The following is a 24429-nucleotide window of genomic DNA, read 5'->3' as shown; positions in this document are numbered from 1 at the left end:
GTTTCAGGCATTGAAAAACGGGCCAAAAACTAGCATTCTTGACGGCGTTCGAAACCGCGTTTCCGAACCCTTCCACGTGGCGCCTTTACGCCGATCTTCCCCGGCTCCATTACGCCGATCCGTGACAGACGCCGAGCGGCTAAAACCAGACGTATCGAAAAGGCATACCGACAGCCGCGCATTGCTCTGGGCCGTCCACCGTGGGAACAATGAACCCGTCAGCGGGATTCATCGAAAGTAAGCGGCTTTCTGTTCGTCGCATTTAGCTTGTAAGGAAGCCGAGATGCAGAAAAACTGGAGCTCCACATGCAAATACGTGAGTACCAAATACACATCAGCGACAGTGCAATCACCGATCTCAATGCACGCTTGCGAGCAACACGATGGCCAGTCGTGTTTGATGAAGCAACCTGGGCCGATGGTGCTAGCCTAGCTGCGATCAGAAACTTGGTTCACTATTGGATACACGCTTTTAACTGGCGCGCCGAGGAGCGACGACTCAACCGTCTGCCACAATTCCTTTTGAACGTCGATGGCATCGAAATTCATTTCGTACACCGGAAAGGCGTTGGCCCCACACCGATCCCGCTCCTATTGACTCACGGATGGCCAGGATCCTTTGTCGAGATGGAGCGCATTCTCCCGCTGCTCGCCGACCCTGGCGCGCACGGCGGTAGCTGCGTAGATGCGTTTGACGTCGTAGTTCCATCACTGCCCGGATTCGGCTTCTCAGGGCGCCCGAAAATATCTGCGATGAGTTCGAAGGAGGTCGCTGTGCTTTGGCGAAAGTTGATGCGCGAGCTTGGTTATGAAAGGTTCGCAACGCAGGGCGGCGATATCGGCGCAGGCGTGTCAATGTGGCTTGCCCGTCTTTTTCCTGAGAACATTCTCGGCGCTCACCTAAACTACATCCCCGGCAGCTTTAGACCGCATGTCGCTGATGAAAACCTGCCGATATCGGCCGATGAAAATAGCTTCCTTGAACGCGCTAGTCGATTCTCCGCAGAGGAAGGCGCCTATGCGGCAATACAGTCCACAAAGCCGCAAACGTTGGCGTTTTCACTATCCGACAGCCCCGTCGGTCTTGCTGCCTGGATTGCGGAGAAGTTTCAGTCCTGGACGGATAGGAGCGATGTCTCCGAGTACGGAGTACCCATTGATGTTCTACTTACTAACATATCGCTCTATTGGTTCTCTGAAAGCATCGCGGCATCATTGCGCCTTTACAAGGGAAATCGGTTGAATCCACTTGTTTTCGAGGCAGGCGAACGCGTAGACGTCCCTCTTGGTGTGGCAGCGTTTCCACGCGAGTTGCCGATGCCACCACGCAGTTGGGTCGAGCGGGTGTTTCCTGTCACTCAATGGGTGGAAATGCCTGCGGGAGGCCATTTCGCTGCGCTTGAGCAGCCCGAACTATTGGCGGAGGAGATCAGGAGGTTCTTTCGGCCATTCAGGACGGAATTTCGCCCTGAAACTTGATATACCGTCGCACAAAGAACCGCCCGTTGACGCTCGATCGCGTTATCCCAATCGCCAAATGTCACGTGATAAAGGGAATCGCTTTATACAGAAGTGTCGGCGTCACCGCTGGCGCGAGAGGTGGCCGGCGAAATTCGGACAGCCAGATAGGTGGAATGGCCGGGGCCCGAGCCAGCGACAATGCAGGTAAAGGAACCGGAAAGATGAGGAAGAGAACCGGACCGCCCCACTCAGCCGCGTTCAAAGCGCGAGTGGCACTGGCCCGCAGTCAAAAGCGAGCGGACGCTGGCCGAACTGGCGCAGCAGTTCGACGTGCCCCCCAACCAGATCACGGAATGGAAACGGCAGTTGCAGGAGCGCGCGGCGGACGTGTTCGGCGCGGGCGGAGCGCTGTCGAACGAGCCTCCGGTGGACCCGAAACCGCTGCACGCGAAGATCGGACAATTGGCGCTGGAAAATGATTCTTTAAGCGGCGCGCTCGACAAGGCGGGATTGCTGAGCGCAAATAAATGATCGAGCGTAAGCATGCGTTGCCGATAGCGCAGCAGGCCCGTCTCGTCGGCGTGGCCAGATCAAGCGTGTATTACCGCCAACCTCGGCCAGTTGGCGAAGCGGATCAGAAACTGCTGCGCCGGATCGACGAACTGCACATGGAATTTCCGGTCGCCGGGGCGCGGAACCTGGCCCGCCTGCTGCGCCGGAGGGCCATGGAGTCGGCCGTCGACGTGTACGCACGCTGATGAAGCGCATGTCGACGCTATCTGTCGAACGACTGCGCGCCGCGAAGTGCCGGGGCTAGCCAATGAACTGTCGAGCGCATTTCCCGCCGATGGCCTTTCGCGTCGCACGCACATCCGGTTGCGGACTCCGCGCGTATATATCTATTAATGATCACTGTTCCCATTTCGCTGAAACTTGGTGACGAACTGCTTATGAAACCAGTGTTAGATAGCGGCATTTGCATGGCGAGAACAGATATACCCTGCGCGCGAGTCGCGGCACGCGTGCTCTTGGCGCCCATGGGGCGGCGGGTTCAGCACGCTGGCGTTCTCAGCATCCATTGCGCTCTGGGCTCATCACCTAGAGCTTTCCCGATTCTGATGGCGGGAGCATAAGAATGAATTCGCATGTCTTAGCGACCCAGGGTTGGCTCGCCGCGTGCACCCTGGCGATGCTGGTAGTGGTATTCAGCGCAGCATGGTGGCGCCAACGCTATACGCGTAACGCCGCGATAGTCGACTCGGTTTGGGCGGCGTCCCTTGGCGGTGTCGCACTCATATACGCGTCGTTTGCTTCGGGCGAGGCGCTGACGCGGTGGATGGTTGGGCTAGGCGGATCGGTCTGGGCGCTGAGGCTTGCCGCGCATCTCCGGCGCCGCAACGCCGACAAGCCCGAAGATGCGCGCTACCGGAAAATGCGCGATACGTGGGGGGCGAAGGCAAACCATCGCATGTTCTGGCTGTTCCAGCTTCAGGTGGCCGTCTCGATGGTCCTGTCCGTCGCGTTTGCGATACCCGCCTTCCGCGTTGATCGCCCCTCTGCACCTCTTCTCGCGGCGGCCTGCTCAGTCTGGTTGCTTTCGGTGGTTGGAGAAGCGATTGCCGATCGCCAGCTTGCCCGGTTCGCGGCGCAGCCCCTGAACTCTGGCGCAGTCTGTGAAGCCGGGCTGTGGCGCTATTCGCGTCACCCGAATTACTTCTTCGAATGCCTACACTGGCTGGCGTACGTATTCCTCTCTATTGGCGCGCCTTTCGCGTGGCTGACCGTCATACCCCCTTTGCTCATGGCATTGCTGCTGACCAAGATCTCCGGCCTGCCCATGCTGGAACAGCATCTAACCGCAACGCGTCCGGGCTATGCCTCATACAAGCGCCGTACCAGCGCACTCGTGCCTTGGCCGCCCCGGCGGGAGTGAGCGGCACGACGCCTTAACGAGCGAGGCACCGACGGAAATACGGAGACTTCGTTGCCTGAGCCTTCAAACACTCGAAACAACCAAAGCTGCAGATGGGGAAATGCCAAGATGCCACAAACCACCACGAACTTAGCGAAACTGTTCTCGAGCACGAATCCGTCGGACGACTTTCTTACGCGCATCTGCGAAAACCGGTGGCTGCCCGACTGGCTCGTGCGCGCAGGAATGCGCAGACTGATCGCGCAACGTCTCGCGGACGAGGGCGCGCAGGACGGCGAGTATCGCGCATCGCGCCTCGCGTCCCTGATCGATGAATTGACCGCGAGCCCAATCGCAATTGAAACCGAGGCCGCCAACGCTCAACATTACGAACTCCCGCCAGCGTTTTTTGCTGCTCACCTGGGCCCTCATCTCAAGTACTCCTGCTGCCTGTACGCCGACGGCGAAGTGCCACTTGCAAACGCAGAGGAAGCAATGCTCGCGCTGTACGAGCGGCGCGCGGCGATCAAGGATGGCCAACGCATCCTCGACCTCGGTTGCGGATGGGGATCGCTATCGCTGTGGCTCGCCGCACGCTATCCAAGCGCGGAAATCGTCGCCTTATCCAACTCCCAGGGGCAACGCGCGCACATCGAAGCGCAGGCCGCCGTCCGCAAGCTCAAGAACATCAGGGTGCTCACGGGAAACATTGCAACTATCCACGCTGACACGCTCACGGATGGCGAGCGCTTCGACCGGATCGTGTCGGTCGAAATGTTCGAGCACATGAAAAACTATAAAGCGTTGCTGGCGCGAATCGCCGATTGGTTGCACCCCGACGGAAAGGTTTTCGTCCATCTTTTTGCGCATCGAACGCTCGCCTATCACTTCGAAGTACGGGAGCGCAGCGACTGGATGTCGAAGTATTTTTTCACAGGGGGAACGATGCCCTCGGAATCGCTTCTGCTCCACTTCCAAGACGATTTGGCGGTAACGCGCCATTGGTGGTTGAACGGCACACACTACGAACGCACCGCAAACGACTGGCTCGCTCGGCTAGACGCGGCGAAAGACACCGTCATGCCTGTATTAACGGAGACCTACGGCCCGGTCGACGCCTCGCGCTGGTTCCAACGCTGGCGCATGTTTTACATGGCCGTGGCCGAACTGTTCGGCTTCGCCGATGGCAACGAGTGGGGCGTTGCGCATTACCTATTCGAAAAGCGCTGATAGACAGTCCCGCAAATGCGATGCCGGGGCGCTATGCGCGCGGGCGCACTCCGTCCCAGCGTCGCGCGATCGCTACGGCGAGCGGCAATAGTAGCGACCAGCCAGCGGCAAGCATCGCGAGCGCCTGCCACGGATGTGCAAATCGCACAGCGCCCAACGAAGCGCCGGCGCGGAAAGACAGCGGCCCGGCGCATGCGCCTATCAACATCGCGAGGACCCATCGACCTCGCAACCAAACGAAGAGGACGTTCAGTTGAACCGCAAAAATAGCCCAGAGCGCCGCGATCCACGCGGGAGCCACGGCAGGGGCCGCCGCAACGCCCGGATACACGAGCCAGCCCGCAGCCGCGAGAGCGCTGTCCCACAGCCACCCACCTATTGCGACGATGGCGACGACGCGCGCTTCGCGCGTGGGTTGCGGCGCGCGCCAAAGATGCCAGCAGACGATTCCGGCGGCCGTCAGCAACCCCGGAAGCGCGCGGCCGTGCGCTCCGCCGAGTACGGCGCAAAGCCAGGCAACCTGCCCCACTACGCCATACTGCCAAAGCTCGGCTCGTCGGGCGGCCCTGCTCGCTGCCCTCGGCCCGCTGCGTCCGCGTTCGGAATCTCGCACAAGAATCTCCTATCGTTCGAAGTACTTCGGTTGCCGAAGGTCGCCAACATACTGGCGTGCCTAACACTCGTTGCCGTCTCGGCCTGCACTCAAACACCGCCCAATCCGAACCCGCGGGCGGCCGTGCCGCTGCAGACCGTCCCGATCGATCTGCCGCGCTATATGGGCCGCTGGTACATCATCGCCAACATTCCCTATTTCGCCGAGCGTGGTTACGTGGGTAGCTATGCGCAATGGTCGCTGCGCGCCGACGGCAAAATCGACGACAGCTATGCCGGCCACAAGAAGCGTCTCGACGGCCCGCTTACCAAGTACCATTTCGTCGACAAAGTGGTTCCGGGCAGCGGCAACGCCGAATGGCGGGTCCGCTTGTTTTGGCCGATCTATGTGACCCAACTCACCGTCTACGTCGATCCGGATTACCGATATACGATCCTCGGATACCCGGATAAGAGCTTGGGGTGGATTTTTGCCCGCTCCCCCGAAATCAGCGACGATGCCTATCGGTCGTTACTCGCTCGGATGGACGCGATGGGCTACGATACTTCGCGTGTGCGCCGCGTCCCCCAGCTGCCATCACAGATAGGCAAGCCCGGCTTCGCCTCTCCCGATGGAGGCGGCTGACCACTTTGCGCACGATCGTCGCGAAGTCGAGCAAGACACATCTCGTGAAAACGCACCCGCGGCTTCGCGTCTACTGCGAAGCGTGCAACAGTTGTTTGCGCAGCGCAGGAGCGCGCGAATCGGTATCGAGCCAAATGCCAAAAAAGGCGCGTGCAAACGCAGGATCGGCAATTTCCGCGGTTGGTTCTCCGTTCGCATAAAAGCGCACGCCCTGGCGCGGTAAAAATACGGCGCACAACGTGTCGCCGGGAGCCACGTCGCGCAATCCCTGCTCCATGTCTTTCCTCCAAACGGAGAGAACCGAATCGGATATCGGAGAAACCGCTAGTCGTCGCATCTCGTCCAAGCCGGTACTCACAAGCCGGGCCCGTTTCACATGTACCCGATAAGTCAACCGCAGTGCGAATGGCAAAGTGAAGCTATCCGGCGCGCCATCCCCCCACAGTTGCGCGTCATACAAGCAAAATCCGAATAGGCACAACCGCCCCGCTCCTACCAGATGCCTCGGCTCGACATCGCCCAAGCAGCCGGCCCGAGCAGGCGCCGCGCACACCAACAGACAAGCAGCGGTCACCAGCGCGCCGAACCGGCAGAGCCATTCAAGCGGCCGCATACGTGACCGGCTCGAGCTCGAAATGCATGACGTTCGTGCGCCCCTCGGTAAATCCAGCCTCGCAATATGCGAGATAAAGCCGCCACGTGCGAATAAAAATCTCGTCGAAGCCCTGCGCCCGTACCGCGTGCAGGTTCGCTTCGAAGGTTTCGCGCCAGCCGCGCAGCGTTCGCGCGTAGTCCAGGCCGAACGCCAGCGAACGCTGCGCACGCAGTCCAACTCGACGCGCCTGGGCGACGAAGCGTTCAGCCGAAGGCAGCATCCCGCCCGGAAAGATGTACTCGCGGATGAAGTCGCTCGATGCGCGATAAGCGGCAAATCGCGTTTCGTCGATCGTGATCGTCTGAACGAGGGCGCGCCCACCATCGGATAGACACTGTCGCACTACCTTGAACCAATCACGCCAAAACGCCTCTCCCACCGCCTCGAACATTTCGATGGACACGACAGCGTCGTAACGGCCACGAACCTCGCGGTAGTCGCGCAACTCGAGGCTGACAGACTCTGCGAAGCCTTCATGATGCACTCGAGTACGGGCGTGGTCGAGTTGCTCCGCCGACAGCGTGATGCCATGGACATGAACGCCCTGCCTCGCAGCATGTAGTGCAAATCCACCCCACCCGCAGCCGATCTCCAGCACTCGCATGCCGGGACGCAAACCAAGTCGATCGAGGATGCGCTGGTACTTCGCGCTTTGAGCCGCATCGAGAGAACGTTGCGCGTCACCTTCGAAGAGCGCGCTGGAATATGTCAACTCGGGGTCCAACCATAGCGCGTAGAAATCATTGCCGAGGTCGTAGTGCGCGTGCACGTTGTGTCGGCTGCCCGCCTTCGTATTGCGGTTCATCCAGTGGCGCAGCCGGTACCATGCGCGCGCAAGCATCCCGCCGACGACCGGCTGCGGCATCGCGCCCTCGTTCACCATCGCCAATCGCAGCAACGCCACCAAATCCTGCGAATCGACCCAACCTTCGCGGTAAGCCTGCGCGAAGCCGATATCTCCGGCTCGGAGCATCAGCGCGCAAGCGCGCCAGTCGAGCAACGCGAGGTGGGCGCCCGGCTGAGCATGCGCTTGACCGAACAATCGCTGGCTACCGTCAGGCGTATTCACCACCAGATGCCCAACGCGCAGACGATCGAGCAGCGCGAGAAATAGGCGGGCCGAAGACGGCATGGCGGGCTGACCTACCAAAGTCGGAAAGGGCTTCATCGTTGTACCTGTTCTTGCGTTGGGGAAACAGCATCCACAGCGGCGTCGTCTCGCGATGCGGGTGGCGGCGGATGCTTGCCGTAAAAGGGCACGCCTCTAAGCCATAAGCGCAGCGCCTGCCAATGAATGCACGCAACGACGGCAAACGTGAGCCAAGGCTGCCGCGCAACTGCTCGCACGGCGCTCCACGCGGTGAGCGGCGTCTTGCGCAGGCCGATCGACGTCCGAATCGAAAGCCCTTCGTTGTCGTGGTAGTCGATCGCGATACATGCCGCCCGTCGCGTCTCACGCACTCGAAACACGTATCGCCCTTCAACACGGCAAAACGGCGAAACATGGAACGTCTTTGCACAATCGAGTGGCGTGTCAGAGTCAATCGGCACGCCGCCTGGGGCGCGAAGCAGATAACGATGACGCTCGTCAAACGTGTTGCGCACTTCCGCGATCAGCGCGCGCAAATTGCCGTCGCGATCCTCGCAAAGCCAGAAGCTCACGGGATTGAACGCGTAACCGAGCACGCGCGGAAAAGTCTGCAGCCATATGCGACCGTCGTCGGGAAGGCCCGCTTGCACGAGCTGGCCGCGTACCCACGCGAGTAAATCGCTGCCGTCGCACGAGCCGTAGTCACGAGGGTCTATCCCAAGAAGCCGCAATCTGCCTATGCCGAACCACCATGCTCGTCGCGTTGGCAGGCGGCTCAAATCGAAACGCACGCAAAACACTGGATAAACGAAGCGGTTGCGCACCGGTCTGACACGCTCGTGCATCACGCGTCCGAGCATAAGAAGGTCCGGCCCGTCGCCGCGATCGCATCCGCTCGGATTCATATCTGTGCCCAATCCGGCCTGACGCCGAAAGCAGCTGCCACCCGTAGGGCCGATTTCAGTCCGTCTTCGTGAAAGCCGTACCCTGTCCAAGCACCGGCAAACCAGGTGTTGCGTACCCCTTGGATCTCGGACAATCGGTACTGTGCGCTGACGGCCGCGTGGTCGAGCAACGGATGATCGTAGGTGAACCGACCCAGCTGCCTATCGGGCCTTGGCTCGCAGTGCGCGTTCAGCGTGACGATAACCGCTTTTTTGAATGGCAGAGGCTGCAGTCGATTGAGCAAATAGCTGACGCACACAGGCGCCGTGCCTGCTTCGTTGCGCCTAGCCAAATAGTTCCATGCGGACCATACGCGCTGGCGTCGAGGCAAAAGCGCCTCGTCGGTATGCAAGATGGCAACGTTCGACTGAAAGCGCACGGCGCCGAGCAAGCTGCGCTCTTTCGCATCCGCGTCCTCGAGCATTTTCAGGCTCGTGGGCGCATGCGTGGCGATCACCACCTGGTCGAAGCGGACCGTCTCGCCCGCGACCGAAATATCGACGCCACCTGCCACCCTGCGGATACGCTCGACTCGTGCATCGGCGCGTACACAACTTATTGCTGCGGCGAGGCGCCGGACATATTCGCGGCCGCCTCCGCGCACTGTGCGCCATCGTGGGCGCTGGTTGATCTGCAACAACGCATGGTTGATGCAGAAACGCAGGAACGTTGTCGCTGGAAAACGCAGTACATCCGCTGTCGCGCATGACCAAATGGCGGCCGCCATCGGCAGCAAATAGTGGTTGCGGAACGGGTCGCCAAAGCGCCCCGCATCCAGTAGATCCCCGACGCAGCATCCTGTCTGCGAGGCCTGTGCGAGGTACTGGTCGGCCATGCCGTTAAAGCGAATGATGTCGCGCAGCATGCCGAGAAAACTCGGGGAAAGCGCATTGCGCCTTTGGGCGAATACAGTGTTCAGATTCGTTCCAGCCCATTCGAGTCGACCGCCGTCGAGTGATACTGAAAACGACATATCGCTCGCGTGCGAGTCCACCTTCAATTCGTCGAACAGCCCGATCAAGTTCGGGTAAGTACGTTCGTTGAATACCAGAAACCCGGTGTCGACGGGATGTGTCACCCCATCCATCTCGACGTCGACGGTGTTCGTATGCCCACCCAATCTCTCGCCCGCTTCGAACAGCGTGACGTCGTGACGGCGCGATAGCAGCCATCCCGCGGCGAGGCCGGATATGCCTGCGCCAATTACGGCCACCTTGCTGCCGAACCGCGGAGCGGATGCGATCTCGATCATTCAATTGTCCTGCGGTAGCGTCGGAGGGGGCAGGCCGCGCAGCCAACGGCGGCCGATCACGCTCGATATGCGATGGAAATACGTATAAGAGGCTTGGGCGGATGCGCATTCGGCGTCAGGCAACCGGCGCTTCGATCAGTCGTTTTAGATTGACGAGGCCCAGCCTAATGGGCGCCTTCACTGTACCGAGCGGCATGCATAGCATGCCCGCTACCTGTGAGTGAGAGCGTTCACACAGGTAGGCGAGGCTAATGGTTTGCCGCTGTTCCGCACGCGAGTGTTTGCCGTCGGAGCAGTCCGCGAAGCCCTCGCTGCTGGCTAAAGGGATCTTCATATCTCCCCCTGGCGGCGCCCGGGCAGCAAGGTCATGAACTCTCGCCGCAACGCCGGGTCATTGAGAAACGACCCGCGCATGACACTCGTTACCATCTTCGCGTCGCTTTCTTTGATGCCTCGCCAGTGCATACAGAAGTGGTCGGCCTCCATCACCACCGCCAGACCATCGGGCGCGATCCGGCGCTCGAGCAGGTCGGCGAGCTGTTTGACCGCCTCCTCTTGAATCTGAGGACGGCTCATCACCCAGTTCACGAGCCTTCCGTATTTGGACAAACCAATTAGATTTGACGACGCGTTGGGCAGCACCCCTACCCAAACGCGGCCCACGATCGGACACAAGTGATGCGAGCAGGCGCTCTTGACCGATAGCGGCCCGATGATGTTCAGTTCATTAAGGCGCTCGACATTCGGGAATTCGGTAACGCGGGGCACACTCTCGTACCGCCCTGCGAATACTTCGCGCACGAACATCTTGGCCACGCGCTTGGCTGTCTCGCGTGTGTTGTGGTCGTTTTCGACGTCGATAACCAGCGCTCGCAACACACCCTCGAAACGCGCTTCGATTTCCTCTTGAAGCAGGTCCAACTCGCCGTCGCGCAGGAAGTCGGCGATGTTGTCATTGGCGTGAAATCGCGCTCCAGCATGCATTAACCGACGGCGGACGCGATCAGAGACCACCGTTTGCCCAGGCGTCAACGGCGTCATTGCGGGCCCCACCGAGGCTGTCGCCTCCCGCGCGGGCTCCCACGGCGATACGCATTGCTCGATTACTGATTCCATACACGCTTCTCCGAGGTTAGCTTGCCGCCGATGACCGTCCTTGGATAGGACGGATCTCGTGCGTCTGTGCGAGGCTTTGCTCCAGTAAGCGGCCCGCCCGATGTTCGAAGACGGAGGTGTTAGCCCACTCGTCACGGTTCAGATGCAGTGTAACGCGTTTACGTTTCATTGAAACGATCTAAATTCAATATTTCGTTTCACTGTGCGGCGAGCGCATGGTACCCCCAAGCTCGTGCGGGGGCTATGCCTGCAAAGCGAGCTCAGCGGGATGCAAGAAAGGTCGTCACATCATCGAAGACCGGAAGGATGAGGCGCAATGGCGCCCCTAGCGCTCCGACGAGTAGGGCATGACTCATCATAGGATAGCGCTTGACGATTACCGCATCCCCCGCCGCCCTTAGGCGGGCGGCGAACCGGTACGTATTGGCTGGATCGACAGTCGTATCGTCCGCCCCCACCGCGAGGAACATACGCGGCTCGCCACCTTGAGTGAAATTGATCGGCTGACTCCGCGCTCGAAGCGGTCCAGGGAAGATTCGGCGAAGCGTGGCGTCCTGAAGCGGCAAGAAATCATAGGGGCCCGCCAGGCCGACGACTCCGGCTATTTGATGTTTTTGGATGCCGTAGGCGCCAAGGTATCGCCCGTCCGTCGCAAGCAGCGCCGCAATCTGGGCGCCGGCCGAATGACCCATTAAAAAAAGCCGGTCTGGATCGCCACCCCAACTCTCGGCATGCCCACGCACCCAGGCTACCGCGCGCGCGGCATCATCAACGAAGCTTGGGAATACTACGGCTGGATACTTTCGATAATCGGGCACGACTACGATGAAGCCGCGCGATGCAAGCGCCGCACCCACGAAGCGGTATTGCTCGCGCGCGCCGTTTTGCCAACTACCGCCGTAAAAGAACACCACCACAGGCGCACCGCGCGCGTCGACCGGCGATGCGCCGGCGCCTAGACCGACGGGCAAATAAATATCGAGCCGCGCGCGCGCGTCAGGCCCGTAGGGTACCGCTTGCTTCAACTCGTAATCGTCAGTGCGCGCGAACGCGTTCAGCATCTGAGCGCCGTCGCAACCCGCAAGCAAGCCGAAGGTCAGCGCTAGACAAACGATAGAGGCAACCCTGTGCATCATTTTTTGCTTGTTCGTGGAATTGCGGACATATGCCGCACGGAAATGGCAACGTCAGAGGGGATATACGGGCGAAAGGAGGGGCCGGATGCGCCTATGTTTGCGGGGCCCTCAATGGGCCAAGCGACGCCGGACACGACCGTGTGATGGTTCCGTGGCGCCCCCCGAGTGATTTGCCAACGCCCCGAAGCTCGCAGCGCCGGTGCGCTTTTTCATTGCGCGGTGCGCCGCAGCATGGTCACGTCGTACCCCAACGCGCGCACCTGGTCGTAGAGCGCCCGCGCTTGCGAATCCGACGGGTGCGCGTCGCGCGTCAAAATCCAGAGAAAGCGCCCCGAGGGCTCTCCCACGATCGACCATGTGTAATCGTCGGCATGGTCCAACACCCAGTAATTGCCCACGAAAAACGGACCGAAAAAAGAGACCTTAAGCTTGGCTTGCCCGCTGCCCGGCAGCACCTTTGCTCGACCTAGCGATACGCGCTCGCGTCCGCCAACCTGCCCTTCCTGGCATGCGTTGCGCACGGAGATGAGCCCATGCTCGAGTACCGCGTATTCGGCGGTCACCCCTTCACATCCTCGCTCGAAGCGATTTTCGTAGCGCGCGAATTCGTACCATTTGCCGGAGTAGCGGGCGACGTCGACTGGCTTGGCCGGCTGAGGAACGCTCGCATTGCCCACCTTGCCACCAGCGAAATACGCGCAGCCGCCCACGACGGCGCAGACCGTCAGGGCCCCGCATGCGACCACCAACGCTCGACTGCTTCCCGACCAACGCATAGGGCTCCACAGGAACTTTACGCCAATCAACCAATCATTAGTGTGACCCATAACCCCGTTTCACACAACATGAAAATGAAACCATATCTCGTCACATGTCAAACCCCAGTTCGACACACGCTTAAATCGACGCCAAGAATGCCGAGCGGCCTTCGGAGCGATCAACGAGGTATTCAGGCCTAGCTAGGCCCGCTTCCGCCGAAAGGAATATTGTTCAATGAATGAGTCGGGAGCACACAAGGGCAGTAAGCGAGCGCTTTGCAGGTTCTTCGCGGCGTGCGGGCGCACGCGGGCCTGGCAGCGCGCATGGCCCAAGAACTGGCAGGATGTCCGATATAGTTTCGGCCGGCGCCGGCGTCGCAGCCTGAGGATGCGACGATAATTCTCGACCGGGCGCGTCCGTTCGGCGCTTAGGTCGAGTGGCAACCTGGGGTCTTCGGCGCTTTGGTGCGCGATCAGCCGGTCGGCGTGGCCGCGCCGCCTACTTGTGCTCTTGCGTGTCCAGTACGCGTATCAGCGCGGATTCGAGCATGGCTCTGGCGCGGTTCGTCACATCGCCCAAATGCCGATGCAGCACAGCATCATCCACCGACTTCGACATGCAATCATCGCTGTAACGCTCGAAGGCGTCGAGACGCATGATCAACTCCCCCAGGTGCTGGGGACACTCGCATTGCACCACGGCTGAGCGCGACATCAAGCGCTCAAGTTCCTCGTCGCCGAACCTGCGAGGCCCGCGAGCGCCAACCACCTCGGCGACCGTCGCCTCAGCCATTGCGCCGCCTGCCTGCAAATCAGCCGCGAGTTGCCGGCTCTCGACCGCGGTGAGCGGCGCCCTGTAGAGCCGCACGCCCGCCAAGCGCAACGTCTCTGTGGGCTCGGCATTGCCGTAGGCATAGGAAACAGCCGCGATCCGTGCATTCAAACGGCCTCGCATCTCGAGCACCTGCGCCGCCACATCGCGTGTCAGCGCAAGCACGTCGACCACCAGTGCGTCGACCTGTTCTCCTCTGTCGGCCGCAACCCCGGCTTCGCCCAGACTGGACAGTTCGAGCAACACCACGTATTCGGCGCACCCCGTCTGCATAAACGAGAGACTCAGGCGCCGCTGTATCCCCGCTCCCACCGCCGCGATGCGAACTAGCCGCTGCGCTCCGCCCTGAGTCGCTCGCGGTTCAGATGCGACACTTTCCGGGCGTACCTGCAGCAACGATTCCAACTGCTCGCGCGGCAGGCGCGCGATCGAGCCGATCAAGTGTCCTTGCCTGACCAGCGCCTTGAGCAGGACCAAGCGTCGCACATCTTGCTCCGTGTACAGCCGTTGACCGGCCTCGCTTTTCATGGGGCTGATGACATCGTAGCGGCGCTCCCACATGCGCAGCGTGGTGGGCGGCATCTTCGCCAGTCGCGCGGCCTCGCCACTTCGATAGCGATGCTCGCCGCTCGCATGTACCTTTAGACTTGTTGGCTCGACTGCCGCCCTCGCAGCCTTCTTCTTCATGCGCTTCCTCTCGACAGTGGGTTTGACGCGAACCGCGAAACGGTGTTGTGTCGCTTTTCTGATTCACGATAGGCTCCATGCTACTACAGCAGCCCCTGCCAGGCACCCGCTTTCGATCGCCGATCGACCGTCGAAGTCATGTGGCGGCGAGGAGCCGTCGCTTTTGCCCAGCCGGCAGATGGTACGTTACAGTGCTTAGCACGCATATCGTTTCATGAGTCGGCCAGTACAACGCTGTTGTAGCGCAAAACCTTGTACACTTTTGCTTCATCAATGCCATTCTGAGGACGATGACCCGTCGCAGCCCGCCGCGCAAGAGCCAACCGATCGTCGTGTGGTTCCGTGACGTTCAACGGCTGGCGGCCAATCTCGCCCTTGCTCACGCAGCTGCATCGCCAAATCGCCCCACGCCCAGACGGCTCATCGAACTCATATGACGAAGAACACGCTTCGCATGACCGCGAGCCCCGATGATGACGCAACGCGTCGCGCCCTTCTGAATCAAATGGTTCAACTGATCGCCGCCGGAGACAAGCAAGCCTTCGAACGGTTCTATGCGCTCACGGCCTCGCATGTCTTTGCAGTGATCGCGCGCATGATCCGCGATCGGGCGGAGGCGCAGGACTTGCTCCAAGACGTCTACATGCGCGCTTGGCGCCGCGCGGACACCTTCGACCCCGCACGGGGTAACGCCATGACTTGGCTCGTAACGTTGGCGCGCAACCGCACGATCGACCGCATGCGCGAGCATCGCGAATTCGATATCGACGAAGCGCATGAGAGGGAGCTCGAAGATGAGGCGCCCACGCCGGTCGACGTCGCACACTGGAGCCAACAGCGTAAGCGTCTCGAGGCCTGTCTCCAAGCCCTAGAGGCGAAACAGCGTGGCACTGTCAAGGAAGCTTTTTTTAGCGGCGCGACCTATACCGAATTGGCCGATCGCTACCAAGTGCCTTTGGGCACTATGAAAAGCTGGATCCGGCGCAGCCTTCTTCAACTCAAACTGTGCCTCGAGCGATGAATGCACCTGCCCGAACCCGAGATGAGCTTCGCTGCGCCGAGTACGCGCTAGGCGTGCTGGACGGCGACGCTAGTCGTGTGCTCGAACGCGATATCGAACGTGATCCACAGTTGCGGGCAACGCTTGATCGATGGCTCGAACGCCTCGCGCCGCTCGCAGAGGACCTGCCCGGCATGCCGCCGCCAGCAGACGTCTGGAAGCGTATCGAACGTGACCTCGGGGTTGTACGCACGATACCGGCCGAAAATAGATCGCCGAGTTGGTGGAGCAAGGCAACCGTGTGGCGCTGGCTGACCGCCGGAGCCAGTGTCGCCGCGGTGACGTTGTTGGCGCTGGACGTCAGCTTGCTGAGGGAAAGGGAAACGCGGTGGCCTAGTGCGACGGTCTCGCAAAACGGTTACATGGTGTCGACGATCGCGAGTAGCGATGGAATAGCGCATTGGATCGCGACGCTTGACGTGCGACGCGGGACAATGATCGTCGTTGGCGCCGCCTCCCCGCACTTGGCCGCGAACCGGTCGGCGCAACTGTGGCTGATCGCACCCGGCGGCAAGCCGGTACCGCTCGGGGTGCTGCCGGCGTCGGGAGCAGCCTCGCTCGCCCTGCCGGCCGAGCTTCCGAAGCGAATGAGTGCGCGCTCCGCGCTTGCCGTTTCTGTCGAACCGTTCGGCGGGTCACCCACGGGACAACCGACGGGGCCGGTCATCGCGACCGGCGCCATACGGGGGGTCTGAGCGGATACTTGCCGACGGGATAACGTGTGCGTCACGACCTGGCCGCTATGCCTTGAGCGGCACAGTCAACGCGGCCTGTCCGCCATCGACGCCGAACTGTTGCCCCGTCACCCACGAGGCGTGCGGGCTCAGTAGGAAGTCGGCCAACGCCGCTGTGTCGTCGCCTGTCCCGAGTCGACCCAGTGGATTAGCGCGCGACAGACGCGCTATAGCCGGCTCCGACGCCGTCAGACGGGCGGACATCGCAGACAGGGTCAACCCCGGATGGATGCAATTGACGCGAATTCCTCTGTCGGCGTAAGTCGCAGCCGCGGATTGTGCGAGCGCCCCGACCGCCGCTTTCGCGCTTGCAACGGCTTCGTGATTGGGGAAACCCGTCCTCGCGACGACGCTGCCGATCAATACGGCGCTGCCCGGCAAACGGTGCGAGATCAACTCGCACACAAACGAGCGCAAGACGTTCCATGCGGACAGGTAGTTTGTAGCGAGAACTTGATTCAATTCGTCGGCCGAGGTCAAATGGATCGGCTTAATGACGATCGACCCCACGCAATGGGCCATCCCCTCCGGCGGCCCGAACTGCGCTACCCCGCATTCCAGAGCGCGCTGCACGCTCGCGGCATCGGTGACGTCGGCGGGACAAACCAGCACAGACTCCGCGTCGAGCGAATCGGCCAGAGCCGCCAACCTATTCGGTTCCCGCGCCGTGAGCACGAGCGCAATTCCTTTACTGCCGAGGCGCCGAGCCAGCGCGCTGCCAATTGCGCCGCTTGCGCCCGTGATCCATACGAAGGACATAACGCTTTCCATTTGTGGGAGGACCGTCGTGCCGGCTCTGCAAGGGCCAAACCGCTTCGCTTCTGCCTGCGTATCAGTCGTTTGTCACCAAGAGGTTGCGCCCAGAGTGTGCGCGATTCCGCGACACGGTGAAACGCAATTTTGCCATATTGTGCCGCAATGCCGCTCACCATCGACGGACTGACGCTAAGGCGCCGCCCAAATTCGTTGGAAATCAGCGCGTCGAACCGAAAGAGCGTTTCATCGAATTGGAAACTGCGGTAGCTACGGTGATTGAGGGATCGGTCGCCGACAAGCGCACCGTACGCCGTCCGCGCGACCCTCAAATACGCAATACAGCTCCACGCGCGGCCTCGAGGGACGGCCGGTCAGCGCTGCACCGGGGCTGCCCCCTCGAACAGCCGGTCCAGCCATTCAATCCGCTGTCGACGCGGCGTGGTAATCGCATAAAAATGTTCTTGCAGCTCTGCGGATCGACCCACCGTCACCAAGCTGCCCGATTGAAGCTCGTCCTGTACGACGACCTCCGGCAATACAGCCAGCCAACCGCTATCGCGAGCGATGAGCCGAAGCATCGCCATATCGTCCACTTCCGCCCGCACCCGGGGCTTCACGCCAGCGGAAAGACACAAGGCATCGAACTGAGCTCTGAACACGTTCCGCGGACCAGGCAGTGCGATATCGGCGCCATCCAAGTCGAATGGCACGCGCAGCGTGCGTTGGGACCAATCCTTGGCGGGGCCCACGAGAGAAATGGCCTGGCTACCTAAAAAGCGAGAGTGCAACGGGCGGTCCGGATCGGAAGGTGCCGGCTGATTCGCAAGGACCACGTCAAGTTTGTGCTGAAGCAAACGCTCCAGCAATCCATGTAGCAACCCCGACTCCAACGTCAACACCACCGCGGGGTCCATGAGCAGAGGACGGATCAAGTTTTCCTGGTAGTTGCGGGACATGGTGGCGACACTGCCCAGACGCATGCGCACCATCCCCTCGCGTTGCCCGTGAACGTGCCCGAGCATCTCTTGCCCTAGGCCGAAGATGTCCTCGGCATACGAAAATACGAGTTGCCCCGTATGAGTGGGGCTCAGGCGCCTGCGCTCTCGCTCAAACAGAGGCTCGCCTAACCGATCCTCCAATTGCTTGATTTGTGCGGACAGCGCGGACTGAGAGACGTGCAACTCGGTGGCCGCTCGCGTCAGGTGCCCTATCTTCGCGACTCGCCAGAAGTAGAACAGGTGACGAAAGTTGAGTTTGTCGAGATCAATCATTCTGTTTTATGCATCAACTAGTTCTAATCAATGAATTTTACAGAACAAGCAGCAAAAGGCACTATCGTGACACCCTGTCACGAATTGTCCAGACATGAACATTGCAAAGCTAACGGCGTTCGCGTGCGCGCTTACACCGATCGGCCTTATGTCGATCGCCGCACTCTCCGCCCTAGTCGGGGGGCGAAGCCCGACCGCGCAATGGAGGCGATTTACGGTACTCGCGCAGTTGGGGGTGTGGCCCGCGCTGTCGACGTTCGTAATGCAATTCTCATTGCCAAACGTCGTGCCATTGCCACTGTCGCATTGGGTTGCCGTTGAACCGTTCGGCGCCTGCGTGGCCCTCCTGGTTCAATTGCTCGCCACCGTCATTGGTGTGTTTTCTTCGCGCTACTTGCAAGGCGAACGCGGTCAGCCGCGCTATATCGCGGCGCTCGCCAGCGTGCTTGCCTGCGTTCATCTCCTGCTGCTTGCGAACCACTGGGTTGTGCTGATCGTCTCATGGTCCCTCGTCGGATCGGCATTGCGGCGCCTGCTGTGCTTTTATCGCGAACGTCCGCTTGCATTGCTTGCGGCGCATAAGAAGCGCGTGGCGGATACGCTTGCCGATACGCTACTGCTCGGCGCAGCCGCGCTTGCATGGTCGACGGTCGGTAGCGGCTCCTTTTCGGATTTGTGGCTGTATCTCGCGCACGACGGTGCTTCCGTGCCGTTGCAAATCAGCGCGATTTGCCTCGCATTGGCGGTAATTTTGCGGACGGCCTTGCTACCGATGCATGGGTGGCTAATTCAGGTGATGGAAGCGCCGACTCCTGTTTCAGCGCTGCTGCACGCCGGCGTCGTGAATCTTGGCGGCTACGCCCTGATCAGATTCGCGCCCCTGCTCAAACACACGCCGGCAGCGTGTTGGCTCCTGGTGACACTCGGCCTCGTTACGGCCCTGCTGGCGGGACTGGTGAGTCTCACCCGAACCAGCATCAAAGTCCGGCTCGCGTGGTCGACGGTAGCGCAGATGGGGTTCATGCTGCTCGAATGCGGGTTGGGCCTCTACATGATGGCCGCCATGCATCTTGTCGGCCACTCTCTATACAAGGCTCACGCTTTCCTCTCGGCTTCGACGATCGTACGGGAGAACAAGCTGAAGGCGATGCGTGGCCAGACGCCACGCTCGCGGGTCAGTTTGCTGGTGGCGCCCGCGTTCGCCGCATCGAGCATCGCAGCGGTCCAGTTCTTCGTTGGACACGGGACCTGGCCGTGGTGGTGGAGCGGTGCGCTGGCACTCGCTTGGGCCCCCCTCTTCTGGCTACCGGCGCTGCGCCAGAATGGAGCTACGGCGCCCCTATCCCGCGCCATCGTCGGGTGGAGCATGGCCACCGCGCTCACGACGATCACCGCTCTCGGACATACGCTGCCGCTGCGCGTAATCGATGCACCGAACGATGCGGCAGGCGTCGTCGCACTGGGAGGCATGGCGCTCATGTACCTGTCTCTCGCCGCACTGCAGGTCTGCCCTCAAAAGCTGAATACGTGGCGGCGGTGGAGCTACGCAGGGTTCTATCTCGACGAGTTCTGCACGCGCCTCGCGTTGCACTATTGGCCAACGCGCTGGACGCCAGCAGCGATGGCGGCACCGCTCCAAGAAACGATGAAAGGCGCGAAGGTCGCGGTAGCGGCCGACTAAAAAACCACATTGGGGAAACATATGGACGCTTTGGCATCGCGCGATGACCTCTCGCGCTACAGCCCGGAACAATCGCCGGTCGGGCTTCAAGCACCCGAGAGCCTGCCCGAACGCGACTCGACCGACCCGATCGAGGCCGCCTGCGAGCGCGCATGCGGGGCTATCGCGCCTGCGTGGCCGCTGAACCGCGCCATTGCGGTCAATCCGCACTGGGAGCGAACCGGCCTGCCAGTCAGGCTCGTCGCCGCGCGCATGGCCGTTCTGGGCGGCCTCCGAGTGTTTCCATCTCGCGGCTACGTTGCAGATGCGTGGAGCAAAGAACGCATCGCGCTCGCCGACCTTGCTCAAGCGTTGACTTCGCTGCCGGCCGCGCGTGACAAAACACTGACGGCAGCGCAGTGCATCGAAGCACTACGCAACGAAGAAAGCCCGCCGCGTTTGCCGCTGCTGATCGACGTGTTGGATGACGACCCGACGCGTGACAACCGCTTGACTTGGCGGCAGGCCGTCACGCACCAGATCGGTCAAACGTGCGCCGCCTACTTCGATGACAGCCAAGCGGCGTGGCAGCCCGACCGAACGGGTGGTCTTTACGCTTTTTGGCGCAACACGCTCATGCATGACCACGGCATCGGGACGTTGATGGGATTACCCGAACTCGGCAAGTCGCTTGGCAAGCTTCCCGCCGACCGCCGCGAAGCCGAAACCTGGGTCTTGCAGCGTCTCGGCCTGCCGACCGACGTGTGGGCCGATTATTTAGAAGCCGCCCTGCTAACCGTCAACGGGTGGGCCTCCTGGTGCGCCTATCTTGGTTGGCAGGCCCGGTTGGCCGGTGAAACCGACTCCCACCTGCGCGACTTGCTGGCGATTCGCCTTGCTTGGGGCGTGATCCTGCTCGAAAGCAAAGGGGTCTCGAATGCCCGCCGGGCGATTTCGTTGTTGCAGGCCGAGTGGAAAGACCCTGCCACGGTGTTAGAACGCGCGCAAGACATGCTGGTAATCGATGAGGTCTGGCAGGTAGCGCTGGAAGCCGGCTATCAACGGCAACTCATGCGTAAGCTCGATACGACCGCGTACTCTCGAGTGACGGCGGCCCCGCGCGATGCGATCGAGGTACAGGCGGTGTTTTGTATCGACGTCCGTAGCGAACGTATGCGCCGATCAATGGAGGCTGTCTGGCCGGCCGTTCAAACGATAGGTTTTGCAGGCTTCTTCGGCCTACCGGTTGCGTACGCGCCACTCGGGGCGACGGCATCACGACCTCAACTGCCGGCGCTGCTCGCGCCTGCGCTGCAGTTGACGGATCGCATAGTCCCTTCCGGCGCCGACCGCACCGAAGGCGACGCAAGCCTGAACGACAAAGCACGCAGAGGCAGGCAGCGGCGATTTGCGCTTTCGGAACAAAGCCAATCGCTTGGCGACTGGCCCAGCTCTGCGTTTTCTTTCGTGGAGGCGGCCGGGGTGGGATACCTCGGCAAACTCGTGCGATGGTTCGCACCATCGGGGAGCCCGCGCGAGCGGGACGACTTGACGGGGTTGCCGCCACGCTACCGGCCGATCTGTCGCCCAACGCTCGGCGATCTGCACATCGACGCGAAGGTCGATCTGGCCGCGCGCGTACTGCACGCGATCGGATTGGAGCGTCACTTCGCGCCGCTCGTGATGCTCGTCGGCCACGGCAGTCAAAGCAGCAACAATGCTCACGCGGCCTCATTGGATTGCGGCGCCTGCTGCGGTCAGACGGGTGAAGTCAACGCACGCGCGCTCGCACTGCTGCTTAACGATTCCGCCGTTCGTGAGGGGCTGCGGCGCTGCGGCGTCGCGATTGCGAGCCAGACGGTCTTCATGGCAGCCCTACACAACACGACGACCGATGAGATCGAGGGTTTCGACCTTGATTTGCTGCCGCCAGTCGCCCTGGAGCGTTGGAACCGCATGCAACGCGTTTTTGCGCAAGCCAGCGACCAGGTTCGCCGCGAGCGGGCGGTGAGCCTGGATATCGATCCTCGAACCGGTAGCGCACAACTGCTCGCACTGCTGCGCCGTCGAGCAAACGACGGGGCTCAGACGCGACCCGAGTGGGGCTTGGCCGGCAATGCCGCGTGCATTATCGCGCCACGTCATCGCACTTATGGCACGAATCTGGATGGACGTTGCTTTCTACACGACTACGACGCCGACAGCGACCCGGACGGTAGCTTGCTGGAATCGTTGATGACTGGGCCGCTGCTCGTGGCGCACTGGATCAACTGGCAGTATCACGCATCGACGTGCGACCCTTTGCACTTGGGCAGTGGCAACAAGGTCTTGCACAACGTCGTTGGGGGGCGAATTGGGGTGTTCGAGGGCAACGGCGGCGATCTGCGGATCGGGCTGGCCCACCAGTCGTTACACGATGGAAAACGCTGGGTACATGAGCCGCTCCGAATGACGGCGATCATCGACGCGCCGCCCCACGCCATCGAGCGGGTGCTGCACGAACGCAATGAGGTGCGCCAACTCGTCGATAACGGCTGGTTGCATCTATGGCGGTTCGACTGCGTTAATCTAGCCCGCTACGTCGACGGTCAATGGCATGCGCTGACGCTCGCTTAAGCGGTAAAGGTATGAACCGCGGCTGCGACGAGAACGCCGCGTGGCTGGCCTAACGGCAGACCAAAGTGCAACCGGCAGTTGGACACTGCCGCTTGCCGTGAATTGCTCGGACTGGATACAGCCCTCACGCGAGGTTGCGTGAACTCCAGTCGGCGCTGGCATGCAGAATCCAGACCGACTTGCCGCGCCTGCCTGGTTTCGATGAATCGTTGGCGATCCATCGCAAAGGGCCGCTATTGACGAACGCCGCATCGAACTCAACATTCGGTGGCTCGTCATAACGGAGCATCAACGCCCACGTCGGTTACATGATCGCCCGATCGGTGACGACCGACAGGGCAGGCGAAACGTCCCGCAGCAGCGCGTTGGCCTGGAGCGCCGGGTTGGCAAGAACGATCGCATCGAAAACGTCCGGACACTCGCCGCTTTCATGCGTCGTCAGCACCCATCTGCCGTTCACATTGGTGAGACCGGTCACCGTTTGCGAGGTACGCAGTCGGGCGCGATACTCGGCCCCGGCCCGGGCCACGACCGAGTGCATGCAGGGGACACCGCTGGAGCCGCCCTGCGCGATGTGGACGGATTCGCTCTGGGCAGCCTTTGCGTCATTGATCGGGCACCGCGCGTGCTGGATGCTCAAGGAAAACAAACGCTTCGATTGCTCGCCGGTCTGTTAGCGGACCGGATAAACCTTGCTATGCGCACGCGCCAATTGCACTGGCACAAGGCTAACGGAACCAAGACGTCATGAAAATCGCCACGCGGTGCGAAGAACCGACGTTTCCAGATGGCGCGCGCCTCCTCGCTTTCCCTCATGGTGATACACACGTGCCGCGGTACATCTGGTGACGCCATAGGCCCGTAGCCCCGCCTGAGCCCGTACCGCCGATTTGCTCCGGGCACCGCGCGACAGATGGTGCATCATCCGCGAAACATACCCAGGAAATTCCTCAGCGATCTTGGTGCGCTCAAGTGCAGTCAACATGATCCTACATCCGCGGACCATCGCTATCCGGTACAGGTCAGGTAACTATCCCAAAAGCAATTCCAATTCCGAAAAAGCCAAACAATCGAGAAGAGATGCAGCAAGACGTGCATATTCTGAACGGGCAACCAAGTCAATCGCATTATGTACGCACGCGCCTGACGTTCGTTCGCAGGCAGCGCCAAGAGTTCAGGTACTGACCGGAGCGGCATCGCCGCCTCGAGCACCGACGTTACACATCGCGATAGCTGCAGCTCCCCAGATGTACTTCGCATCCCCAGCGCAATGAGCCTGTTCCTGTATGTTCGCACCGCTCTTTCTTTCTCAATGAAGACGTTGGGCGTCAGCGCGGCGAGAGCGGCGGCGGCGAAAGCCAATCGGCAGAGCAAGACGGTACGGTCAGGTTCAACGCTCGCAAGCGAACACGTGTTCGACGCGCGTGCGAAATGCTCCTTCCTTGGCAGGGACCAACCGTAACCGCGGGATCGTCCAATGGACATCGTGATTTCGCGAAGCTCCCTGTTATGGGTCGGGCATATCCAGACGCCAGGGTATTGATGAGCACGATGCCAATAAGCAACCTGAAACTGCTTGACATCTTCATCGATGCATTGCTCGCAAGCCTTTAGCGGATGAACGGCGGAAAAGCGATTCAAGAGCATGTACAGCGGATACCGGAGCGACCCCGTCATCGTATCTCGCACGGTTCGAATGATGTCCTCCATCCGCTCTTTTGACGTCAAGGGAAAATACAAAGGCAAGATAGTGCGCTCAAATACGATCTCCTCTACGCTGCCGAGTTGCCCACCAGTTCTAGCGACGAACGTATCAAGTCGCGATGGAACGTCATGCTTACTCCCCACGCGCGCGTGACCGAACAACTGCATACAGGTATCCGAGCCGCGCCGGTTACATGCGACGACGTGGTGGCGACTCGCGAGACTAAAAATCGTCTCGTCTGGTAACCACTCCCCGACGGGAAGTGGAATCCGCAAGCCTAAGGGCGGCTGAATTTCAGATGCAGTTACCATTTGGA

At 61.0% G+C, this 24429-nt stretch carries 22 protein-coding genes and 1 pseudogene; 9 read left to right on the top strand and 14 right to left on the bottom strand.

Annotated features, from left to right (window positions below; genetic code table 11):
• Positions 1–306 precede the first annotated feature (306 nt).
• The 4 genes and pseudogenes from C0Z18_RS31550 to C0Z18_RS31530 all read left to right on the top strand — a co-directional run bounded on the left by C0Z18_RS31550 (position 307) and on the right by C0Z18_RS31530 (position 4603).
• Complete coding sequence (locus C0Z18_RS31550) at positions 307–1479, top strand: epoxide hydrolase family protein (RefSeq protein WP_102649381.1); 1173 nt, start codon at positions 307–309, stop codon at positions 1477–1479.
• A 203-nt stretch (positions 1480–1682) separates the two neighbouring features.
• Positions 1683–2251, top strand: a pseudogene (locus C0Z18_RS33735) (IS3 family transposase); the annotation flags it as partial.
• A gap of 345 nt (positions 2252–2596) precedes the next feature.
• Positions 2597–3394 carry a DUF1295 domain-containing protein gene (locus C0Z18_RS31535; RefSeq protein ID WP_233217577.1) on the top strand — a complete coding sequence of 266 codons (798 nt, stop codon included), beginning with the start codon at positions 2597–2599 and terminating at the stop codon, positions 3392–3394.
• Between the two features lie 108 nt (positions 3395–3502).
• Positions 3503–4603: an SAM-dependent methyltransferase gene (locus tag C0Z18_RS31530; protein WP_102649378.1), complete on the top strand. Its 1101-nt coding sequence runs from the start codon at positions 3503–3505 to the stop codon at positions 4601–4603.
• 31 nt (positions 4604–4634) lie between these two features.
• On the opposite strand, the gene C0Z18_RS31525 is transcribed toward C0Z18_RS31530, so the two are convergent.
• On the bottom strand, positions 4635–5216 hold the full coding sequence (locus C0Z18_RS31525; RefSeq protein ID WP_233217576.1) for a DUF2878 domain-containing protein: 582 nt from the start codon (positions 5214–5216) through the stop codon (positions 4635–4637).
• Positions 5217–5246: 30 nt separating this feature from the next.
• Between C0Z18_RS31525 and C0Z18_RS31520 the strand changes: the two genes are divergently transcribed.
• Entirely contained in the window at positions 5247–5840 is a 594-nt protein-coding gene (locus C0Z18_RS31520) for a lipocalin family protein (RefSeq protein ID WP_233217575.1), read from the top strand.
• A 70-nt stretch (positions 5841–5910) separates the two neighbouring features.
• Here the strand turns inward: C0Z18_RS31520 and C0Z18_RS31515 are convergent, their stop codons facing one another.
• The 9 genes from C0Z18_RS31515 to C0Z18_RS31470 all read right to left on the bottom strand — a co-directional run bounded on the left by C0Z18_RS31515 (position 5911) and on the right by C0Z18_RS31470 (position 14311).
• Complete coding sequence (locus C0Z18_RS31515; RefSeq protein WP_233217574.1) at positions 5911–6300, bottom strand: chalcone isomerase family protein; 390 nt, start codon at positions 6298–6300, stop codon at positions 5911–5913.
• 139 nt (positions 6301–6439) lie between these two features.
• Positions 6440–7663 (bottom strand): class I SAM-dependent methyltransferase, encoded by a 1224-nt coding sequence (locus C0Z18_RS31510; protein ID WP_233217573.1) that lies wholly within the window; start codon positions 7661–7663, stop codon positions 6440–6442.
• A complete protein-coding gene (locus C0Z18_RS31505; RefSeq protein WP_102649386.1) occupies positions 7660–8445 on the bottom strand; it encodes a DUF1365 domain-containing protein in 786 nt (261 codons plus the stop codon). The genes C0Z18_RS31510 and C0Z18_RS31505 overlap by 4 nt, the downstream gene beginning before the upstream one ends.
• Before the next feature lie 41 nt (positions 8446–8486).
• Complete coding sequence (locus C0Z18_RS31500) at positions 8487–9782, bottom strand: NAD(P)/FAD-dependent oxidoreductase (protein ID WP_102649374.1); 1296 nt, start codon at positions 9780–9782, stop codon at positions 8487–8489.
• Between the two features lie 115 nt (positions 9783–9897).
• Positions 9898–10116: a sigma factor-like helix-turn-helix DNA-binding protein gene (locus C0Z18_RS31495; RefSeq protein ID WP_102649373.1), complete on the bottom strand. Its 219-nt coding sequence runs from the start codon at positions 10114–10116 to the stop codon at positions 9898–9900.
• A complete protein-coding gene (gene folE, locus C0Z18_RS31490) occupies positions 10113–10823 on the bottom strand; it encodes a GTP cyclohydrolase I (protein WP_102649385.1) in 711 nt (236 codons plus the stop codon). Before folE ends, C0Z18_RS31495 begins: the two co-directional genes overlap by 4 nt.
• A gap of 335 nt (positions 10824–11158) precedes the next feature.
• Positions 11159–11959, bottom strand: coding sequence for an alpha/beta hydrolase (locus tag C0Z18_RS31485; protein ID WP_233217572.1), 801 nt, complete (start codon positions 11957–11959; stop codon positions 11159–11161).
• 284 nt (positions 11960–12243) lie between these two features.
• Positions 12244–12810 carry a lipocalin family protein gene (locus C0Z18_RS31480; RefSeq protein ID WP_102649372.1) on the bottom strand — a complete coding sequence of 189 codons (567 nt, stop codon included), beginning with the start codon at positions 12808–12810 and terminating at the stop codon, positions 12244–12246.
• A 481-nt stretch (positions 12811–13291) separates the two neighbouring features.
• A complete protein-coding gene (locus tag C0Z18_RS31470; protein ID WP_102649370.1) occupies positions 13292–14311 on the bottom strand; it encodes a MerR family transcriptional regulator in 1020 nt (339 codons plus the stop codon).
• Between the two features lie 433 nt (positions 14312–14744).
• Here C0Z18_RS31470 and C0Z18_RS31465 point away from each other — a divergent pair, with 433 nt between their 5' ends.
• Together C0Z18_RS31465 and C0Z18_RS31460 are read left to right on the top strand one after the other, a co-directional pair.
• Positions 14745–15332, top strand: coding sequence for a sigma-70 family RNA polymerase sigma factor (locus C0Z18_RS31465; RefSeq protein WP_102649369.1), 588 nt, complete (start codon positions 14745–14747; stop codon positions 15330–15332).
• Positions 15329–16066 carry an anti-sigma factor gene (locus tag C0Z18_RS31460; protein WP_102649368.1) on the top strand — a complete coding sequence of 246 codons (738 nt, stop codon included), beginning with the start codon at positions 15329–15331 and terminating at the stop codon, positions 16064–16066. Before C0Z18_RS31465 ends, C0Z18_RS31460 begins: the two co-directional genes overlap by 4 nt.
• Positions 16067–16111: 45 nt before the next feature.
• On the opposite strand, the gene C0Z18_RS31455 is transcribed toward C0Z18_RS31460, so the two are convergent.
• Together C0Z18_RS31455 and C0Z18_RS31450 are read right to left on the bottom strand one after the other, a co-directional pair.
• On the bottom strand, positions 16112–16864 hold the full coding sequence (locus tag C0Z18_RS31455; RefSeq protein ID WP_102649383.1) for an SDR family NAD(P)-dependent oxidoreductase: 753 nt from the start codon (positions 16862–16864) through the stop codon (positions 16112–16114).
• A gap of 368 nt (positions 16865–17232) precedes the next feature.
• Entirely contained in the window at positions 17233–18129 is an 897-nt protein-coding gene (locus tag C0Z18_RS31450; RefSeq protein ID WP_102649382.1) for a LysR family transcriptional regulator, read from the bottom strand.
• A gap of 97 nt (positions 18130–18226) precedes the next feature.
• Here C0Z18_RS31450 and C0Z18_RS31445 point away from each other — a divergent pair, with 97 nt between their 5' ends.
• Both C0Z18_RS31445 and C0Z18_RS31440 read left to right on the top strand, forming a co-directional pair.
• Positions 18227–19813 (top strand): NADH-quinone oxidoreductase subunit L, encoded by a 1587-nt coding sequence (locus C0Z18_RS31445; RefSeq protein ID WP_102649367.1) that lies wholly within the window; start codon positions 18227–18229, stop codon positions 19811–19813.
• A 21-nt stretch (positions 19814–19834) separates the two neighbouring features.
• Positions 19835–22408 (top strand): YbcC family protein, encoded by a 2574-nt coding sequence (locus tag C0Z18_RS31440; RefSeq protein ID WP_102649366.1) that lies wholly within the window; start codon positions 19835–19837, stop codon positions 22406–22408.
• Between the two features lie 304 nt (positions 22409–22712).
• On the opposite strand, the gene C0Z18_RS31435 is transcribed toward C0Z18_RS31440, so the two are convergent.
• Together C0Z18_RS31435 and C0Z18_RS31430 are read right to left on the bottom strand one after the other, a co-directional pair.
• Positions 22713–23048 carry a hypothetical protein gene (locus C0Z18_RS31435; protein WP_146014150.1) on the bottom strand — a complete coding sequence of 112 codons (336 nt, stop codon included), beginning with the start codon at positions 23046–23048 and terminating at the stop codon, positions 22713–22715.
• A gap of 368 nt (positions 23049–23416) precedes the next feature.
• Positions 23417–24424 (bottom strand): TniQ family protein, encoded by a 1008-nt coding sequence (locus C0Z18_RS31430; protein WP_146014149.1) that lies wholly within the window; start codon positions 24422–24424, stop codon positions 23417–23419.
• Positions 24425–24429 lie beyond the last annotated feature (5 nt).

Source organism: Trinickia dabaoshanensis (assembly GCF_002879885.1).
Lineage (GTDB): Bacteria > Pseudomonadota > Gammaproteobacteria > Burkholderiales > Burkholderiaceae > Trinickia > Trinickia dabaoshanensis.
The sequence above is the reverse complement of the archived record's forward strand: the minus strand, read 5'-3'. Positions and strand labels throughout refer to the sequence as shown.

Bases quoted from the DNA above. Each gene is read 5' to 3' on its own strand.
- C0Z18_RS31530 (WP_102649378.1), top strand. From the start codon at position 3,503: ATGCCACAAACCACCACGAACTTAGCGAAACTGTTCTCGAGCACGAAT.
- C0Z18_RS31445 (WP_102649367.1), top strand. From the start codon at position 18,227: ATGAACATTGCAAAGCTAACGGCGTTCGCGTGCGCGCTTACACCGATC.
- C0Z18_RS31500 (WP_102649374.1), bottom strand. From the start codon at position 9,782: ATGATCGAGATCGCATCCGCTCCGCGGTTCGGCAGCAAGGTGGCCGTA.
- C0Z18_RS31505 (WP_102649386.1), bottom strand. From the start codon at position 8,445: ATGCTCGGACGCGTGATGCACGAGCGTGTCAGACCGGTGCGCAACCGC.
- C0Z18_RS31550 (WP_102649381.1), top strand. From the start codon at position 307: ATGCAAATACGTGAGTACCAAATACACATCAGCGACAGTGCAATCACC.
- C0Z18_RS31455 (WP_102649383.1), bottom strand. From the start codon at position 16,864: ATGTCCTTCGTATGGATCACGGGCGCAAGCGGCGCAATTGGCAGCGCG.
- folE (WP_102649385.1), bottom strand. From the start codon at position 10,823: ATGACGCCGTTGACGCCTGGGCAAACGGTGGTCTCTGATCGCGTCCGC.
- C0Z18_RS31470 (WP_102649370.1), bottom strand. From the start codon at position 14,311: ATGAAGAAGAAGGCTGCGAGGGCGGCAGTCGAGCCAACAAGTCTAAAG.
- C0Z18_RS31465 (WP_102649369.1), top strand. From the start codon at position 14,745: ATGACGAAGAACACGCTTCGCATGACCGCGAGCCCCGATGATGACGCA.
- C0Z18_RS31430 (WP_146014149.1), bottom strand. From the start codon at position 24,424: ATGGTAACTGCATCTGAAATTCAGCCGCCCTTAGGCTTGCGGATTCCA.
- C0Z18_RS31495 (WP_102649373.1), bottom strand. From the start codon at position 10,116: ATGAAGATCCCTTTAGCCAGCAGCGAGGGCTTCGCGGACTGCTCCGAC.
- C0Z18_RS31460 (WP_102649368.1), top strand. From the start codon at position 15,329: ATGAATGCACCTGCCCGAACCCGAGATGAGCTTCGCTGCGCCGAGTAC.
- C0Z18_RS31485 (WP_233217572.1), bottom strand. From the start codon at position 11,959: ATGCTGAACGCGTTCGCGCGCACTGACGATTACGAGTTGAAGCAAGCG.
- C0Z18_RS31480 (WP_102649372.1), bottom strand. From the start codon at position 12,810: ATGCGTTGGTCGGGAAGCAGTCGAGCGTTGGTGGTCGCATGCGGGGCC.
- C0Z18_RS31510 (WP_233217573.1), bottom strand. From the start codon at position 7,663: ATGAAGCCCTTTCCGACTTTGGTAGGTCAGCCCGCCATGCCGTCTTCG.
- C0Z18_RS31440 (WP_102649366.1), top strand. From the start codon at position 19,835: ATGGACGCTTTGGCATCGCGCGATGACCTCTCGCGCTACAGCCCGGAA.
- C0Z18_RS31535 (WP_233217577.1), top strand. From the start codon at position 2,597: ATGAATTCGCATGTCTTAGCGACCCAGGGTTGGCTCGCCGCGTGCACC.